Below are 17,740 nucleotides of genomic sequence, written 5' to 3' on the forward strand. Positions count from 1 at the left end.
AGATCAATCGCCCAGCGCTTCGGCGATCAGCTTGCGAGTATTGCTGACGCCGTAGAGCGCAATGAAGCTGCCCATGCGCGGTCCGGCGCTGGAGCCCAGAAGCGTTTCATAGAGGCACTTGAACCAGTCGCGGAGCTGCTCGAACCCGTAATGCGGGTCCTTGCCGATCTCGTAGACGATGTTCTGCAGTTCCTCTGCGGTGGCATCGTCGGACGTACCGGCGAGTTCCTCGTCGAGCGCTGCCAGAGCCTTTGCCTCGTTCTCCTCCGGCTTGCGGCGCTGCAAAGTCGGGGCGATGAAATCGCGGTTGTAGGCCAGAGCGCGGGTGACGAGGCCATCGAGTGCGGGGTGCGCTGCAGGATCGGCGTTCTCGACATAGTTGCCAAGATACGACCAGACCTGATCGCGCGTGGCCTGCGCGCCCAATACGCCGACGAGGTTGAGCAGCAGGCCGTACGTGACCGGGAGCTTTTCGCCCTCACCCTCGGCCGGACCGTTAGTGCGCAACAGGTGCCATACCGGGTTGCCGAGCTGCTGTTCGATCGGTTGGGTCGGGATCTTTTCGCGGAACTGCCAGTATTCGTCGACCGCGCGGGGAATGATCCCGACGTGAAGCGACTTGGCGCTCTTGGGCTCACGGAAGAGGTAAAAGCCCAGCGACTCCTCACTGCCGTATTCGAGCCACTGCTCGATGGTCAGGCCGTTGCCCTTGGACTTGGAGATCTTCTCACCCTTCTCATCAAGGAAGAGTTCGTAGATCAGGCCCTCGGGGCGCTGGCCGCCGAGCACGCGGGCGATCTTGCCCGACTGCGTGACGCTGTCGGTGAGGTCCTTGCCGCACATCTCGTAATCGACGCCAAGCGCGACCCAGCGCATCGCCCAATCGACCTTCCACTGCAGCTTGGACCAGCCGCCGAGGATGGTGTGCTCGATGGTTTCGCCATTGCTGTCGGTGAAGCGGACAATGCCGGCTTCGGCATCGACCACCTCGACCGGCACCTGCAGCACTTCGCCGGTGGTCGGCGAGACCGGCAGGACCGGCGAATAGGTCTTCCGGCGTTCCTCGCGCAAGGTGGGGAGCATGATGTCCATGATCGCCTGCCAGTTGCGCAGCACGCCCTTCAATGCGTCGTCGAAGGCGCCGGAATTGTAGCGGTCCGAAGCCGAGACGAACTCGTAATCGAAGCCGAAGCGATCGAGGAAATCGCGCAGCATGGCGTTGTTGTGGTGCGCGAAGCTTTCGAACTTCTCGAACGGATCGGGGATGCGGCTGAGCGGATGGCCGAGATGGGCATCGAGCAGCGCCTTGTTCGGCACGTTGTCCGGCACCTTGCGCAAGCCGTCCATGTCATCGGAAAAGGCGACGAGGCGTGTGGGATGGCCACCTGTCAGCACTTCATAGGCGCGGCGAACCAGCGTGGTGCGCAGGACTTCCTGGAACGTGCCGATGTGCGGCAGGCCCGAAGGACCATAACCGGTTTCGAACAGAACCGGGACCAGTTCGCCTGACGCATCGCGTTTGCCGCCGGGGAACCGCTTTATGAGCTTGCGGGCTTCCTCGAAGGGCCAAGCCTTGGAGGTCTGGGCGGCGGTGCTGATTGCGTCTGTCATGGTGCCCGCCCTTTTGCGCGTGGGCGCGACGGGTGCAAGAGAAAACCGGGGATGACCAGACGACGAAAGGGCGGGCGCCACGCTCACGCGACGTCCGCCCTTCCGTGGAGGCTTCTGAGGGAGGCTTACTTCAGAAGCGAGAGCACGTTCTGCTGGGCCTGGTTGGCCTGGGCGATCATGGCGGTCGACGCCTGGCTGAGGATCTGTGCCTTGGCCATGGCGGTGGTTTCCGCCGAATAGTCGGTATCGAGAATGCGCGAGCGGGCATCCGACAGGTTGGTGATGTTGTCGTTGAGGTTGTTGATCACCGATTCAAGACGGTTCTGCCCTGCACCAAGCAGCGAACGCGCGCCCGAGATCGAGTCCAGTTCGGAGTCCAGCGTACCGAGCAGGGTGTTGGCTGCGGTTGCCGTCGATACATCGTATGAGCCGGCAGCACCGCCCGAGGCCTGCAGCGTGGTGAGATCGGCGATCTCGAGGATGACCTGGTCCGAAGCGTCCGAGCCTGCCTGGATCGTGATTGACGTGACGGTGCCGTCGAACAGCTGCACGCCATTGAAATTGGTGTTGGTGATGATCTGATCGACCTGCGCGGTAAGCTGGTCGACTTCGCTCTGCATGTAAACGCGGTCGGTGGCGTCCTGATAGGTGCCCGAGGCCGATTGGACGGCCAGTTCGCGAATGCGCTGCAGCATTGCGGTCACTTCGTTCAGCGCGCCGTCGGCGGTCTGAGCAAGGCTGATGCCGTCGTTCGAGTTGCGGACGCCCTGGCCCATGCCCTTGATCTGCGAGGTCATGGTCGTGCTGATGGCGAGGCCTGCGGCGTCGTCCTTCGCGCCGTTGATGCGCTTGCCGGTCGACAGACGCTCCATCGCTGTACCCAGCATCTTGTTGGCCGAGTTCGAAGCATTCGTAGCGCGTATGGCGCTGATATTCGTGTTGATGACTGCCATTTCCCATTCTCCACTATGGGCCGGAGCATCTGGTGGGACACGCCGGTATTGGTTGCTGTGGAGAAGGACGGCTGCGGGGCGCAGGTTTTAAGGGGGACGGTAAATCGCGGTGAAAGGCTCTGTTTTGGCTGGCCGTGGGGTTGTGCGGTGTTCCATTCCTGTTCTAACGCTGCAGGGTGACCGAACGCCCTGCCCTTGCCCTGCCAGCGATTCATGCAAGCCACGGCGGATGCTGGCTGCGTGACGGCTTTGCCACGCGCGGACTTGGCAAGGGCGAGGCGATCGTGGCAGCGGCAGATACGCCGCTGCTTATGCTCAATGCACCGCTGGTGGCGAGCAGGCTCGGCTATCCGGACCTTTCGGGGCTCGACCTGCTGGAGCTGTTCGCGTTCGTGCATCCGGCGCGGTTCATGGTGCCTACGCCGAAGGGCCTGGCCCATGCTTTGGGGCTTGAGGAGCCATCCGGCGACGACAAGGTGCCGCAACTGCTGCAGGAAGCCGCAGAGGCTTTGCTTGCCACATGCGAGAGTGCGGACTGGGCCGAGCGGGAGGGAGCGTGGACAGCGCTGCAATCGCTGGTTCGGATGCGCTGGCCTTGGGGCACCTTGCTGAGCCCGCGCATTCGCAAGCCGGACCGGGCCGAGCGCTGGCTGTTCGCCAAGCTGCCGGAGTGGGAAGAGGCGGCCGAGCGGCCTCAGCCGGCGCAGGTCGTATTGGGCGAAGCGGCAGTGGTCTCGCGACTTGCCGAGCTGACCGGCGCCGGGGCCGAAGCCCGACCGACGCAGCAGGATTACGCGCGCGAGGCCTCGCGCATGTTCGCACCGCGACAGGGACAGGGCCAGCCGCATGTCGTGCTGGCGCAGGCGGGCACGGGCACGGGCAAGACATTCGGCTATCTCGCGCCATCCTCGCTGTGGGCGGAGCAATCGGGCGGGACGGTCTGGGTCTCGACCTACACCAAGGCGCTGCAGCGACAGTTGCGGCGCGAAAGCCGGCGCGCGTTTCCAGCCTCGCGCAACGGCAAGCCGCCCGTGGTGGTGCGCAAGGGGCGCGAGAACTACCTGTGCCTGCTCAATCTGGAAGACGCGCTGCAGGGCGGCTTTGCCGGGCGGGCGGCGATCCTGGCGCAGCTGGTGGCGCGCTGGGCGGCCTACAGCCAAGATGGCGACATGATCGGCGGTGACCTGCCCGGCTGGCTCGGCACGCTGTTCCGCAAGCGCGGCATCGCGGCTCTGACCGACCAGCGCGGCGAATGCGTTTATGCCGGGTGCCCGCATTACCGGAAGTGCTTCATCGAGCGCGCCGCGCGGGCCTCTGCCGATGCGGAACTGGTGATTGCCAATCATGCGCTGGTGATGGTCAACGCCGCGCGCGGGCGCGACGCTGCGCAGCGGCCGACGCGGATCGTGTTCGACGAAGGACACCATGTTTTCGAAGCGGCGGATTCGACGTTCTCGGCGGCACTGACGGGCGCGGAGACAATCGAGCTGCGGCGCTGGGTGATCGGGCCTGAGGGCAAGTCGCGCGGAAGGCGGCGCGGGCTTTCGGCCCGGCTTGCCGATGTGGCGAGCTATGACGAGGAAGGCGAGCGCGCGATTTCGCAGGCGCGTGAGGCGGCTGAGGCTCTGCCCTCGGAAGGCTGGCTGGCGCGGGTGGTGGAAGGCACCCCTTCAGGGCCACTGGAGGAGCTGTTGAGCGCGGCGCGGGCGCTGGCCTATGCGCGTGACGAGAGCGGTGGGCAGGAAGCGGGCTATGGGCTCGAGACCGAGATCGCGCAACTGGACGGCGGGTTCATCGAGGTGGCTGGGCGCGCGCAGGAGGCGCTGGAGGCCTTGCGCAAGCCGCTGGTGCGGCTGGGGCTGCGGCTGGAGGCGATTGTCGAGGATGGACCCGACTGGCTCGATGGTCCGGCGCGAGCGCGGATCGAGGGGGCGCGCAGTGCGATCGGCTGGCGCAGCGATCTCATCGCGGGATGGATTGCGCTGCTGGCGCGGCTGGGTGGGCCGGGCGACCCCGATTTCGTCGACTGGATTGCGGTGGAGCGTTCGGACGGGCGTGAGTGGGATGTCGGGCTGCACCGGCATTACCTCGATCCGATGAAGCCCTTTGCCAATGCCGTGCTGGCGCCTTCTCACGGGGTGATGATGACCTCGGCCACGTTGCGTGATGGCGATGACTGGCAGAGCGCGGTCGAGCGCAGCGGGGCGCCGCATCTGGACATTGCGCCGCGCCTGTTCACGGCTGACAGTCCGTTCGACTATGCGTCCCAAGCCGAAGTACTGATCGTGACCGACGTGCCCAAGGGCGACATTCCGGCACTGGCAGCGGCCTATGGGCGGCTGATCGAAGCTTCGGGCGGCGGGGCGCTGGGGCTGTTCACTGCGATCAGGCGGCTGCGCGCGGTCTATGGCCGCATTGCCGACCGCCTGGCGCGGGGCGGATTGCCGCTGTTCGCGCAGCATGTCGATCCGATAGACACCGGCACGCTGGTCGACATCTTCCGCGACGATCCACGCGCCTCGCTGCTCGGCACCGATGCCCTGCGCGACGGGGTGGACGTGCCGGGGGATTCACTGCGGCTGGTGGTGATGGAGCAGGTGCCCTGGCCCAAGCCTTCGATCCTCCACCGCGCGCGGCGACTGGCCGGCGGTGGTTCGGCCTATGACGACCGGATCATTCGCGCACGGCTGGCACAGGCCTTCGGGCGCCTGATCCGCTCGGCGGGGGACAAGGGGCACTTCGTGGTGCTGTCCTCGGCCTTCCCCTCGCGGCTGCTCTCGGCCTTTCCGGCGGGAACGCCGATCCGCCGCGTGACGCTCGATGTGGCTTTACAAAGCGTCGGTGCCAGTGTTTCTGGACGGGAGAGTGTTCAGACACCGCGCGAGGGGATTTCGTGAAGACACTGGCCCTGTTTCGCCACGCCAAATCGGACTGGAGCGATGCGCGCGCGCGGGATTTCGACCGCCCTTTGAACGAGCGCGGCAAGCGCGGGGCGCGAGCGATGGGCGAATATATCCGCGATACCGGCCGCACCTTTGACCGCATGATCGCCAGCCCTGCCGTCCGCGCCGCCGAAACGGTCGAGGAAAGCAGCAAGGCGTGGAAGTGCACGTTCAAGATCGAATGGGACCGGCGCATCTACCTTGCCAGCTCGGCCACGCTGATCGACCTGCTGAAGGAACTGTCCGGCGACCCGGAAAGCGTCCTGATGATCGGGCACAATCCGGGGCTGGAGGACCTGATCTTCGACCTCGTGCCCGATGATGGCTCCAGCCCTTTGCGCGAAGTGGTGGAAGAGAAGTTCCCGACCGCGACGTTTGCGGTGATGGAACTTGATGTGGACGACTGGGCGGACGTAACCGAGGGTTGCGCACGGTTGGTGGAGATCAAGCGGCCGCGCGATCTGGACCCGACGTTGGGGCCGGTTTTGGTGGATTGAGGTTGTTACGGATGATTGGCAGCTTTGCCGCCGAGTGTCTGCTATTCAACTATTTGCAGCGAAAGCCGACTTTCCGGAAATGACGCCGTTGCGGGCGTGAGACTCAACTGCGAAGATGCGCAGATGCGGTATGTTTCCATCATCATTTTTCTGACTACACTGGCTAGTTGTGCCTCGTCTCAAAGGGATAGCCATTCAGCCTTGATGGACGAGATCGAAAGCGCGATACAACTACCACCCGAAGCAGAGCCTTTAGAAAGCTATGCGCGCTACTACACTGAGTATAAAGGGTCGGTGCGCGGAGCCTACACAACCCAAGTAGAACCGCCCAGGCCCTCCGACTACGGCTGCGAAGAGGTACAATCGGATGGCAGCTTAAAGACGGTCGACTGTCCTGCGCCGGCCGACGCTAGACCTGGCGAACGACGGTGGGTGAAGTTTGATGACTACCCTGCTGTTGCAGGTGAGAACTGCACTGCAATTCAGCTAGAGTATGATCTCCGGACAAGGAAGATTACCTACCTCGAATGTGCGCGACCTTATTATTGACGCTCATCGTCAACTAGCCTGGCTCGCTGCAATCTTGCCGAAGGTTCTTTACCACCACTATCTTTAATCTGAAGTCTACCAACCACCACCGGAGGCCGTTCAATCGGAAGTGAAAGGTCAGCGCGCCCTACTCTTCCAACGCAGCAGCCAGCCGGTCGCGGATGGATTGCAAGTAAGTCACGAGTGGGGCGGCGGATTGTTCATCTGGAGCCATGGGCGCAGGCTCTGCCGACGGGGCTGCGTTCGCAGCAGTCCCCTTCCTCCCCCGCAGCGCTTGCCTTGCGCCCTTGATCGTGAAGCCTTCCTTGTGGAGGAGGCGGTGGATTTCGGTGATGAGGGCGACGTCTTCGGGGCGGTAGTAGCGGCGGCCGCCCGCTCGGGTGAGCGGGCGGAGCGTGGGAAACTGCTCTTCCCAATAGCGCAGGACGTGCTGACGAATGCCGAGCGCCTTGGCCACTTCGCCGATTGTGCGGAAAGCTGCCGGGTCTTTACCGTCGTCCGGAATAGGTCCGGCATCGGGAAGTTCGGGGACGCTCATCCGCTGGTGATCAGCCCTGGCCGATGCGGTCCTTCAGCATCTGGCTGGCGCGGAAGCTGAGGACGCGGCGCGGCGTGATCGGCACTTCGATGCCGGTCTTGGGATTGCGGCCGATCCGCTCTGCCTTGTCGCGCAGAAGGAAGGTGCCGAAGCCGGAAATCTTCACGTTTTCACCCTCAGCCAGTGCATTGCACATGTGCTGAAGAATGGATTCAACCATTTCGAGCGAATCCGCACGGGAAAGCCCCACGCGACGGTTGATGCTCTCGGCCAGATCGGCCCGGGTCAGTGTACCTACAGAACGCATCCTTTATTCCCCCCAGAAGTCAGAAGACGCCAAGGGGGCTGACAATAACGCTGATTCTGCGGAACGCAATGCAATCCATTGCTTGCGAACGATAAGACTGGCTCGACGTGGGACGTCCCGAGTCCGTTAGATCGAGTCCGTCAGATGCGGACGAGGCTGGCGCCCCAGGTGAAGCCGCCGCCCATGGCTTCGAACATCACCAGATCGCCCTGCTTGATGCGGCCATCGCGCATCGCGACATCGAAGGCGAGCGGCACCGAAGCAGCGCTGGTGTTGGCATGTTGGTCGACTGTGACGACCACCTTTTCAGCGGGAAGATCGAGCTTGCGCGCCGTGGCGTCGAGGATGCGGAAGTTGGCCTGGTGCGGTACGACCCAGTCAATCTCGCCGGCATCGTGGCCCGTCGTCTCGAGCACTTCGCGCAGGACATTGGCGAGATTGGTGACAGCGTGGCGGAAAACCTCGCGGCCTTTCATGCGGACCTTGCCGACTGTACCGGTTGTTGACGGACCGCCATCGACATAGAGCAGTTCGTTGTGCGCACCATCGGCGTGGAGGCGCGAGGCCAGTACGCCAGGAGAATCGGGATCGGATTCGTCAACGTCCTGCGCTTCAAGCACGATGGCGCCGGCACCATCGCCGAACAGAACGCAGGTGGTGCGATCTTCCCAGTCGAGAATCTTGCTGAACGTCTCAGCGCCGATGACCAGCGCGCACTTGGCCATCCCTGTACGGATCATCGAATCCGCAGTGGCCATTGCATAGAGAAAGCCCGAGCAAACCGCCGCAACGTCAAACGCGATGCCGCCGTTGCAGCCGAGGTTGTGCTGAACGATGGTGGCGGTTGCCGGAAAGGTCTGGTCGGGCGTGGCGGTGGCAAGGACGATCAGATCGACCTTCGCCGCTTCAATCCCGGAAGATTCGAGCGCGCGACGGGCAGCCGCAGTGGCGAGGGTAGAAGTGGTCTCCCCTTCACCTGCGAGATACCGCTGGCGAATCCCGGTGCGCTCGACGATCCATTCGTCGGTCGTATCGACCATGGTCGCCATTTCGGCATTGGTGACGCAGCGCTGTGGCAGAGCCGAACCGCTGCCGCGAATGATCGAACGTACGGTCATGCCGCGTCCTCACCGGTTGCGGCAGGGGCCGCGCTGCGCCCACCGCGACCGGAGGTGCGGCCAGAAGTCCTGATCGTCTCGGCGCCAAGGCGCGCGAGGTCGGCTTCGATACGCTCGGTCAGGTTTTCCTCCAGCAGGCGGGCCGTGACGGCAACGGCATTGGCGACGCCGAGCGCCGATGCGCTGCCGTGACTTTTCACAACCACGCCATTGAGGCCAAGGAAGACCGCGCCGTTGTGGTTGTTGGGATCCAGATGGTGCTTGAGCAGCTCGGTCGCCGGGCGCGAGATCAGGAAGCCGAACTTCGAACGCAGCGACGAGGAGAAACTGCGGCGCAGCAGATCGGCGACGAAGCGGGCCGCGCCTTCCATCGACTTCAATGCGATGTTGCCGGAGAAGCCATCGGTGACGACAACGTCGCAATCGCCGCGCGAGAGCTTGTCCGCCTCGGTGAAGCCGTCGAACGTCATCGCGAGATCGCCGGCCAGTTCCTTGAGCTGGTTGGCGGCATCGCGCAGGGCATCGGTACCCTTGGTCTCTTCGGTGCCGATATTGAGCAGGCGCACACGCGGCGCGTCGAGCCCGTTGACGATGCGAGCGTAGGCGGCCCCCATGATCGCGAACTGGACGAGGTTGCGGGCATCGCAATCGGTATTCGCGCCAAGATCGAGCATGATCAGGTCATGTTCGCCGAGCGTCGGCAGCAGGGCCGAGAGTGCGGGGCGATCGATACCGGGCATGGTGCGCAAGGCGAGCTTGGCCATGGCCATGAGCGCGCCGGTGTTGCCCGCGCTGACAGCAGCGCCGGCATGGCCCTGCTTTACCGCGTTGATCGCCAGGCCCATCGACGTGGTCTTGGCGCGGCGGAGGGCCTGCGTCGGCTTCTCGTCACCCGACACGACATCAGGCGCGTGAAGGATTTCCGAAGCTTCGCGAAGATTTGGGTGGTTTTCGAGGGCCTGCTTGATGCGGCCCTCGTCACCAACGAGAAGGAACTTGAAACGGTCATGGCGACGACGGGCAAGTGCCGCGCCTTCAACCATAACGCGCACGCCCTCATCACCGCCCATCGCATCGACGGCGATACGCGGCAGGCTCATGTCCTCAGTCCCCCGTTTTAAGGCTTAGAGCCCGACGGCGATGACTTCGCGACCGTTGTAGTGACCGCAAGCATTGCACAGGTTGTGCGGGCGCTTGAGTTCACCGCAGTTGGAGCATTCGTGGAACGCTTCGACGCTCAGCGCGTCATGGCTGCGGCGCATGCCACGGCGTGAGGGCGAAGTCTTTCTTTTGGGGACGGCCATCTCGGCACCTGTTCTTAGAATTGCGTAGTTTTGTTGCGGGCGCGATAGGGAAAACCGGTCCATCGCACAAGCCCTGTTTGCGGCAGGACCCGTACGCGGCGAAGGACGCCAGACAGACACGGGATTCGCCAATCACTGGGCGAAGGCGCGCCTATACGGATTTTCTGGTGCTTTGCAAGCGCACCCGCGCTAGCCTTGGCCGCAGATCCCAGGACGGACGAACACAAGGGGGAGTACCTGAAGGCATGACTATACTGCCAATCACGCTGTGCGCGGCTGCGGCCGCTGCGGCGATCAATATCTGGCTGTCGATCCGTTGCGGCATGGTCCGCTCTGCCAAGAAGATCAGCATCGGCGATGGCGGCGACATGGATCTGATCGCGAGGATGCGGGCGCAGGCGAACTTTGTCGAGAACACGCCGGTCGTATTGGTGCTGATCGCGGCGGTGGAATTGGCGCGGACAGGCAACCCGTGGCTGATGGGCGTGACCGCTATCTACATGCTCGGCCGCATTGGCCATGGCGTCGGCATGGATGGCGGGCCGCTTGGGTTCCTTCGCGGCGTGGGTACGCTGACGACGATGCTGACCCAACTTGGTCTTGGAGTCTGGGCGGTTTCGATCGCCTTGGATATGTGAAATCTGCAAGGGTGGGCAGTGACATGCCCACCCCCAGCCCAGTCCACCTGCGGGAAAGGAGCTACTTCAGCGCGTTTGCTTAGCTCAGGGCATAGTCGCTGACATAAGCGTTGGTCTGGCGTTCACGGCCGAACGTGCTGTTGGGGCCGTGACCGGGAACGAAAGTCACGTCGTTGCCGAGCGGCCAGAGCTTTTGCGTGATCGAGTCGATCAGGTCCTGATGATTGCCCATGGGGAAATCGGTGCGGCCGATCGATCCCTGGAACAGCACATCGCCTACGATCGCTACCTGTGTCGGGGCGTGGTGAAAGACGACGTGGCCGGGTGTGTGACCGGGGCAGTGGATTACGTCGAGCTCGACCTCGCCGACGGTGACCTTGTCTCCATCATTGAGCCAGCGGGTGGGTTCGAACACTTCGCCATCGATGCCATAGCGCTGGCCGTCCTCATCGAGGCGGCTGATCCAGAAGCGGTCATCCTCGTGGGGGCCCTCGATCGGCACACCGAGTTCACGGGCGAAGATACCGACGCTGCCGCAGTGGTCGATGTGGCCGTGGGTAACCAGCAGCTTCTCGATGGTGACGCCGGTCATTTCGATCGCCTTGCGCAGCTTGTCGAGATCGCCGCCGGCATCGATGAAGGCGCCGCGCATGGTCCTGGTGCACCAGACCAGCGTGCAGTTCTGCTGCAGTGGTGTGACGGGGATGATCGCGACCTTGAAAGGCGGCTGGGCGGCGGTTTGGGTGGCGGCTACGGTCATGCCTGCCGATTTGGAGCGAAGGCACCATAATTGCAATGCTCCGGTCCGGGGCTTAGGTTTGCCCGATGATATCGATCCGCCCCTCCCGCCCCACAGATGACGAGCGTGCGCTGGAAATCTGGGCCTCTGCAGTGGATGCGACCCACGACTTCCTGTCGCCCGAAGACCGGCTGGCGATTGGCAAAGAGGTTGCGGGCTTTCTTCCCGGTACGCCCATGACTGTAGCTGTGGATGCGAGCGACCGCGCCCACGGCTTCATGATCGTGGACGATGGAAGCATCGAGGCTCTGTTCGTCGATGCCGCCTGCCATGGCCAAGGCGTTGGCAAAGCCCTGATCGAACATGCGATTCAGGCACTTGGAGCACATCGCCTTGAGGTCAACGAGCAGAATGCACACGCCCGGGGGTTCTATCGCCGGATGGCCTTTGCCGAGATCGGCCGCAAGGAGGTGGACGGCCAAGAGCGGCCCTATCCGCTGATCCTCATGGAACTGCGCAGCTAGAGTCGGCCGCCTTTCCAGACGACCCGGCCGACGAGCTCGACCTCGTTCAAGGGGCGCTCAAGGCGAGGATAAGCGGGATTGTCTGAAATGATCCGCACCGTGCCGCCAGGGCCGGATTCGAGGCGCTTGACCAGCAGCACGTCGTCAAGCCGGATCACGTGAATTCCCGCGCGCAACGGGCGCGGAGTGCGGTCAACGAGGATCTCGTCGCCATCGCGCAAGGTCGGCTCCATCGAATCACCTTCGACTTCGATCACCGAAAGCATCGCCGGTTCCAGCCCCTGCCCCTTGAGCCAGCGGTAATTGAAGCGCAGGCGACCGGAAGGAATCTCCTCTGCCGGGAGTGTGCCGGGACCAGCTGAAGCGCCCAGCGGCAGGCGGGGAATGTCGGCCCATTCGGCGGCGATGGACCGAGTGGGCTTGACGCCACGCGATGCTCCCTGCCCCGCGGTAATCACACCGCCGCGGGGCGAGGCACCAAGATCGGTTTCCGGGACGCCGAAGAACTCCGCAAGCGTACGGCGGTCATTCTCTTCTAGCTTGCGCGGACTGCCCTTGCGGACGAATTGCTGGAGATAGGTGGTGTTACGACCGATCAGCGCCGAGAGCGCCGAGAGGCTGACGCCGCGCTGCGTGGCAAGGCCCACAAGACGGGTGCGTGTGCCGTCTTCCGATTCGCTGTCTGCCGGGACCATTTCGCCTTACTCCGATTTCGAAGGACTTTTCCTAGCATTGTAGGATTTGAGGATCAACATAGGAAAAATCCTATTTCGAGTCGTCTCGCCGACTCCGCAGCTGGAGGTTTAGAAACGCCATGTTGCTCCGCAAGATCGAGAGCTTCCTTCGCCAGACGGGCATGTCAGTCACCAAGTTCGGCCGCCTTGCCGCCCACGATCCCCGTCTTGTGGGTGATCTGCGCAACGGCCGTGAGCCGCGTTCCGGAATGGTGGAACGCGTAGAACATTTCATGAACAACTTCGGAGAGAATGTCCATGCTGCATGATCCTCATGCTTTCGAGACCAAGGCGCTTGCTGAATGCGTTCCTCCTCCTCTCACCCCTCGCCCATCTCCCGCCGAGCGCCTGTTGCGTGGCGTGCGCGAGATAAGCGGGCCACACGCCGAAGTACTCAGCCATGACGAGACGCCGTGGGCGAGCATCACATTTTCAGGCTCGCGGCACCGTCTGGTGCTCCGCTTTGCCGGCAGCGAGGCGGTAAGTGACGGCGAGAGCTTCATCGCGGTTCTGCCCGAACACGAGTTCAAGTTGCGAGGGCGGCTGGTGGCCGATGCTGCGGTGACCCGGGTTGACCATGAGGTCCTGCCCGCACCGCTCATGGAAGTGGAGTGCGAGATCCTGCTGCTCGACGAGGACTGAGGAGATCGGCGGGTGCTCTTGAGCGCATGGACTCAAGGCACCCGCTCTCCTCTCCAACCGGTCAATTCGTCTTCGCAAGCAGCGGCGCAGGCTTGGCACCGACCCAGAGGCTCATGTCTACGGCGTTGGTGACGCGGAAGACATCGCCCTTGCTGTTGAGGAACAGCTCTTCCATTTCCGGCCGGGTGAACGGGCGGGAACCAAGCCGACCAAAGACAGCCATCTGCCCTCCGGTTTCATCGACACCGCGATCGCGATCTAGCCCCTTTGACAGCGCCAGGGCCGGTGTCGGTGTACGAGCCCATGCAATGAGCTCCGGCTTGGGCTCGGGCGAGAAGCCGTAGAAGTTCGGCTGACTGGCTGGCGAGGTCAGCTGCAGCACTTTCATCCCGTTCCGGCCATCGGCGACGTAGGCGAAGAGCGAGGCGTTGGTTGACGCCACGATCACGTCCTCGGCATCGTTCAATTGCCCGTCAGCGGTGTAGCTCGTGTAGGTCGACGGTCGCGTCGGCGCGGTGATGTCCACGATGACCAGCCCCTGCGACTTGGCTGCGACATAGGCATACGTGCGCGCAAGGTAGACTCGGCGAGCGTCGACCATCGGCACAGTTGCCGATGGTACGGCCCTGGGCTGGGCCATGTTGGTGATGTCCATCAGTTCTAGGCCATTGGCCGTCGTCACCCACAGGTAACGGAACTGCACCGCCGTGGCGCGAGGATCGCGCAAGGGCACGACCGAAGTGATGCGCGGATCGAGGCAAGTTTCGCCGCCCTTCTTCTCACTGACTTCGCACGGCTTTTGCGCAGACCATGGCTTGGGCAGGTGAACCGTGACCAGCGCCTTGTCGGTGACAATATAGGCGTAGTCCCCGGCGAGCGTGATGTGCCGAGCGCCAGTGAGCACGCCGTCCGGGTTGAAGGTCAGCGCGCGATTGAAGAAATTGTTGCGGAATTCGCCGTCGGCGAGAGTGTCGACGTTGACCGCGATCAGGCCTTCGACCGCATCGGTCACGAAAGCGTAGGAATAGATCGGCGAGAACGGCTGCTCCTGATTGAGCGTGCGCAATTCGGGTGTGTTGCGGGTCGGCGCGATTGACTGGTTGGTCGGCAGGGCCATGCAGGTCGCGTTGGTGGTAGCGACATGGGTGTCATGGCCCAAGGGCGAGAAGGGAGCAGTGACGATCCGCTCCGAGAAGCCCTTGTTGCCGATGGCGGCAATGTCATAGGCTCGGAATCCGCCCTTGCCCTCTGCGACGTACATGTACTCGCCGCGCATCTGCAGGCAGCGGACTGCGTCCTTGGTCCCCTCCACCACGTTGGCAAACTGTTCCTGCCCGGTTGTTTCCCCCGAAAGCTTGCCATCGACGATCTTGCCTCGCGTCCAGTTCTTCAACTCGCGCCCGTTATCTTCGACGTGCTGCTTCCAGTAATCAGGGTAGGCGTAGCGGTGCAGGTATGAGCCAATCACCGCTTGCGGCTCATCCCATTCGGTGACGCGGACGGCTTCGAAGCCGCCGTCGAGACCAAACCAGGCGTTCATGCCCACGAAGTTCACGTAATTGGTGCCCAGCAGGAGGAGCTGCGCCATCGTGGCATTGTTGTCCTCGTCCTGGCTGACGTGGCAATCGGTGCACTGCTTGGTCTCGTTCTTGCGAACAGTGTGCGGGAAGTGCGGCGCGAAGGCCTGTGACGAGTAGCCGATCGAGGAAATTGGCGGCTGCTGCACGTAGATGCGTTCGCGGTTGATGTTGGTTGACGACAAGATCAGAGCCGAAGTTGAACGGATCGGCGCGGTTATCGCCTTGCCCGACACCGGATTGCCCGAGGCGTCATACTGCACCGGGTCCGAACCCGACGACTTGTTGCGCTGGTGCTTGCCGAGCTGGAACATGTCGTCGCGCGCGACCTGCGGGTTATAGGTCGCGTAGTTGCGGGTGTAGTCTTCCTCGTACTTGTGCGTGGCCGACTTCCAGTTGGCCTCGATCGGCAGGTGGCAGCCGGCGCAGGACGTGGTCCACGACAGGTGGCAGGTGAAGCAGGCCATGTCGTCGTCGCGGTGGGCGCGGGTCTCCTTGGGCACGCCGGTGCCGAACTTGTAGACACCGTCATCCGACGCGGACTTGGCCATCAGTTTCGCGCGGGCGGCCTTGGGGTTGAAGATCGGCTTGCCGGACGTGTCCATCTGCCCGGCAAAGCGAGCGTCGACCGAGTCCTTCACCAGGCTGACGCGCCAGGACAACTTGGGATCGATGATCGAGCGCTGGATCAGCACGCGGCGCCCATCGGCCTCCTTGAACCATTCGAAGCGGCGCTGGCCGTCTGCATTGCGCAGCAGGGCAAGGTTGTTGCCCTTCTCAGGCGCCGCCATGTTCGAAGTCAGCAGCGTCGGGTAAGCATCGGGCGTGCCGTGGCAGTCCTTGCAGCCGATCTCGACAGCGTTGGCGACTTCGCCATAGATCACGCCATTGCCGTGGCTGTCCTGCGAGAAGTGGCAATCGGCGCACTGCATGCCGATCTGGGCGTGGATGTCCATCATGTGGACGGCCTTGCCGGGATTGCTCTCACCCGGTTCGACGAACTTGCCCTCGCCGGCCTTGCGGAACTTTTCCGGATCGTCAGGCGAGATGATGTGCGCCTTGTCGGTGCCGTAGGAGGACATATCGCCCTCGTCATCGAGCAGGTTGCCGCGACGATCGCGCTTGAGGATGGCGCGGAAGTTCCAGCCGTGGCCGTGATAGTCGGCGAACTGGGTGCGTTCCAGCTTGTCGTTCAGGTCATAGACGTTGCGCAGGAATTCGACATCGCGCCACAGACCGCGCGTGGACGCGCCTTCGGGATTGCGGTCCAGCACTTCGCGCTGCTCGTCGATGTTCGGGTAGAACTGCTTCTTGAACGTCTTTGCGTAGTCTTCATCGGACATGCCGGCGGGCTTGGGCGCGCGATTCTCTGGCCCGGGCCACATACTCGGCGCATCGGACTCGTAGTCCCACATCGTGTAGCCGAGGTAAGAGTTCAGGAAGATGTTGGGCTGGTGCATGTGGCAATTCATGCACTGCGCGGTCGGGATGGCGCGGGTGAAGGCATGGACCAGCGGGTGGCCGCGTTCGCGATCCTGCATTGCGACTGGGCCATCGGCCTGGTGCGCATCTTCGCCGTGGGCATCCTTCTTCGGGTGCCCCTTGGCGTCCAGTCCGGCCATGGCGTGGGCCGAGGCCTGGTCCATCTTGTCGTTGTCCATCGAGCCATGTGGCGCGACACCCTTGCCCGGCGAGTAGACCAGCTGCTCGGCCGAGGAAATGGCGCGGGCGCAATCGCCCTCCATGTCTCTCGACTGTTCAGGATCAGTGCTGTCACCGCCGAGATAGCCGCGCTTCCCGCCGAGAACCGTGCCGCGCACCCTGTCGTGATGTTCTTCTTTCTCGGCGTTGTAGGAGCCATAGGCACCCTTGCGATGCTGGCCTTCACGCAGGGAGTTTATGGTGGGGTCAGCCGTGATGGTCTGCCCGTCACGACCGCACTTGCCGTAGTTCAACGAGTGACGCGGTTCACGGTCGTTCGCGTAGATGACATGGCACGCCGCGCAGCCCGAGGAGCGATAGTCGCCCGGCTGATCATTGGTGCCCATCTGGAACAGGAACGGGTCATTCAGGCGCGTCTTGTGGATGTTAAGCACCGGGATGGCGACGCGCAGGCCCGTGGCGGGGCCGCGGTTGGACTGCTTGAGATCAGGACGCCCCGGTTCGTCCAGGCGCTGGATCAGACCCGTGGAATTGGGCAGGCCGATTTCGGGGAACTGCGGGTTGATCGTACGACCACCATCCTCGAACACGCGGAACACGTCGCCCGGCGGGATGGTGTGCCAGCGCGGCAGTGGGTACATGATAGGCAAGGCGCCGCGCGCCTTCTCCCGGGGCGTGACGGTGCCCCACATCGGCTTCCCGTCCGCGCCGATCTCCTTCGAGGCCGACTTCAGCAAGGCAGGCTCACCATTGCGGGTGAAGCTTTCGCCAAACATGTAGTTCTTGAAGGGGACGATGCCGTTGTTATAGGCCGCCCCGCCCCACAGCATTGCCCCCGTCGACATCAGCGAGCGTTCGGACGCTTCGATGATCTGCATGTGGCAAGCACCACAGGAGTCACGCGCAACGCGATAGTCCGACGGGTTGACGAAGCGGATGAACTCGGGGCTTTCCTTGCCCAGAAGCGCGTAGGAACGCTTCGGGTTGGCTGACGACGGCCAGCCCCATGCGGCCGGGTACTTCGGCAGAACGTGTGCATCTTTCATGGCCGCGACATAATCGATCGAATTGCGGTTCCATGACCGGTCAGCCATGACCTTGGTGTTGCCGCCATGGCAATCGGCACAGGACAGCACCACAGCTGGGCTGGCGTGCATGGTGCGATGGTCGCTCTTGGTATGGCAGCTGACGCAGCCTGCGTTCTGCTTGTCGACGTAGGCCCACTGCTCCTCGACCGTATCACCGGGCTGGCCGCGCGGCGCGGCGGGTGCGCGAGTATGCGTAACCTTCTGGGCTTTCTCTTCACCCGAAGCGTAAAGAGCGCTCGGGATCAGCAGGGCGGCGAGCGCCGCTATCAGCCATGCCAGCGAGAGTTTGCGGAAGCTGCGCGTGTCGGTCATGGGCT

General features: G+C 63.3%; 16 protein-coding genes. 5 read left to right on the forward strand and 11 right to left on the reverse strand.

Translation table 11 applies throughout. The annotated features are described in order from the left end of the window. Positions 1-3 precede the first annotated feature (3 nt). A complete protein-coding gene (locus tag AC1Q5P_RS09875; protein ID WP_193828039.1) occupies positions 4-1,611 on the reverse strand; it encodes a lysine--tRNA ligase in 1,608 nt (535 codons plus the stop codon). Between the two features lie 125 nt (positions 1,612-1,736). Then, the gene (locus AC1Q5P_RS09880) at positions 1,737-2,564 is read right to left on the reverse strand and encodes a flagellin N-terminal helical domain-containing protein (protein WP_039331445.1); all 828 of its coding nucleotides are present in this window, start codon (positions 2,562-2,564) and stop codon (positions 1,737-1,739) included. 176 nt (positions 2,565-2,740) lie between these two features. Between AC1Q5P_RS09880 and AC1Q5P_RS09885 the strand changes: the two genes are divergently transcribed. After that, a complete protein-coding gene (locus tag AC1Q5P_RS09885; RefSeq protein ID WP_492518827.1) occupies positions 2,741-5,461 on the forward strand; it encodes an ATP-dependent DNA helicase in 2,721 nt (906 codons plus the stop codon). Continuing rightward, positions 5,458-6,003, forward strand: coding sequence for a SixA phosphatase family protein (locus AC1Q5P_RS09890; RefSeq protein ID WP_492518828.1), 546 nt, complete (start codon positions 5,458-5,460; stop codon positions 6,001-6,003). Before AC1Q5P_RS09885 ends, AC1Q5P_RS09890 begins: the two co-directional genes overlap by 4 nt. Before the next feature lie 676 nt (positions 6,004-6,679). Here the strand turns inward: AC1Q5P_RS09890 and AC1Q5P_RS09895 are convergent. The 5 genes from AC1Q5P_RS09895 to rpmF all read right to left on the reverse strand — a co-directional run bounded on the left by AC1Q5P_RS09895 (position 6,680) and on the right by rpmF (position 9,819). Then, positions 6,680-7,090 (reverse strand): MerR family transcriptional regulator, encoded by a 411-nt coding sequence (locus tag AC1Q5P_RS09895; protein WP_193828037.1) that lies wholly within the window; start codon positions 7,088-7,090, stop codon positions 6,680-6,682. Positions 7,091-7,100: 10 nt separating this feature from the next. Beyond that, on the reverse strand, positions 7,101-7,397 hold the full coding sequence (locus AC1Q5P_RS09900; protein ID WP_174544584.1) for an integration host factor subunit alpha: 297 nt from the start codon (positions 7,395-7,397) through the stop codon (positions 7,101-7,103). Between the two features lie 140 nt (positions 7,398-7,537). Beyond that, positions 7,538-8,515: a beta-ketoacyl-ACP synthase III gene (locus AC1Q5P_RS09905; protein WP_039331450.1), complete on the reverse strand. Its 978-nt coding sequence runs from the start codon at positions 8,513-8,515 to the stop codon at positions 7,538-7,540. Next, positions 8,512-9,615: a phosphate acyltransferase PlsX gene (gene plsX / locus AC1Q5P_RS09910; RefSeq protein WP_062346192.1), complete on the reverse strand. Its 1,104-nt coding sequence runs from the start codon at positions 9,613-9,615 to the stop codon at positions 8,512-8,514. Before plsX ends, AC1Q5P_RS09905 begins: the two co-directional genes overlap by 4 nt. A gap of 24 nt (positions 9,616-9,639) precedes the next feature. Beyond that, on the reverse strand, positions 9,640-9,819 hold the full coding sequence (gene rpmF / locus AC1Q5P_RS09915; RefSeq protein ID WP_039331452.1) for a 50S ribosomal protein L32: 180 nt from the start codon (positions 9,817-9,819) through the stop codon (positions 9,640-9,642). Between the two features lie 245 nt (positions 9,820-10,064). Between rpmF and AC1Q5P_RS09920 the strand changes: the two genes are divergently transcribed. Next, positions 10,065-10,457, forward strand: a complete 393-nt coding sequence (locus tag AC1Q5P_RS09920) for an MAPEG family protein (protein WP_492518829.1) — start codon at positions 10,065-10,067, stop codon at positions 10,455-10,457. A gap of 79 nt (positions 10,458-10,536) precedes the next feature. On the opposite strand, the gene AC1Q5P_RS09925 is transcribed toward AC1Q5P_RS09920, so the two are convergent. Next, positions 10,537-11,217, reverse strand: a complete 681-nt coding sequence (locus AC1Q5P_RS09925; RefSeq protein ID WP_062346196.1) for an MBL fold metallo-hydrolase — start codon at positions 11,215-11,217, stop codon at positions 10,537-10,539. Positions 11,218-11,282: 65 nt separating this feature from the next. Between AC1Q5P_RS09925 and AC1Q5P_RS09930 the strand changes: the two genes are divergently transcribed. Further along, a complete protein-coding gene (locus AC1Q5P_RS09930; protein WP_492518830.1) occupies positions 11,283-11,720 on the forward strand; it encodes an acetyltransferase in 438 nt (145 codons plus the stop codon). Here AC1Q5P_RS09930 and AC1Q5P_RS09935 read toward each other — a convergent pair. After that, entirely contained in the window at positions 11,717-12,415 is a 699-nt protein-coding gene (locus AC1Q5P_RS09935; protein WP_492518831.1) for a S24 family peptidase, read from the reverse strand. The genes AC1Q5P_RS09930 and AC1Q5P_RS09935 overlap by 4 nt on opposite strands. A gap of 164 nt (positions 12,416-12,579) precedes the next feature. Beyond that, complete coding sequence (locus AC1Q5P_RS09940; RefSeq protein WP_255355072.1) at positions 12,580-12,714, reverse strand: hypothetical protein; 135 nt, start codon at positions 12,712-12,714, stop codon at positions 12,580-12,582. Here AC1Q5P_RS09940 and AC1Q5P_RS09945 point away from each other — a divergent pair. Then, positions 12,713-13,096 carry a hypothetical protein gene (locus AC1Q5P_RS09945; protein WP_492518832.1) on the forward strand — a complete coding sequence of 128 codons (384 nt, stop codon included), beginning with the start codon at positions 12,713-12,715 and terminating at the stop codon, positions 13,094-13,096. The two genes, AC1Q5P_RS09940 and AC1Q5P_RS09945, sit on opposite strands and share 2 nt — an antisense overlap. A 61-nt stretch (positions 13,097-13,157) precedes the next feature. Here the strand turns inward: AC1Q5P_RS09945 and AC1Q5P_RS09950 are convergent, their stop codons facing one another. Beyond that, the gene (locus AC1Q5P_RS09950) at positions 13,158-17,735 is read right to left on the reverse strand and encodes an LVIVD repeat-containing protein (protein WP_492518833.1); all 4,578 of its coding nucleotides are present in this window, start codon (positions 17,733-17,735) and stop codon (positions 13,158-13,160) included. Positions 17,736-17,740: the final 5 nt, after the last annotated feature.

The organism is Novosphingobium sp. GW835-FHT14H07, assembly GCF_058793515.1.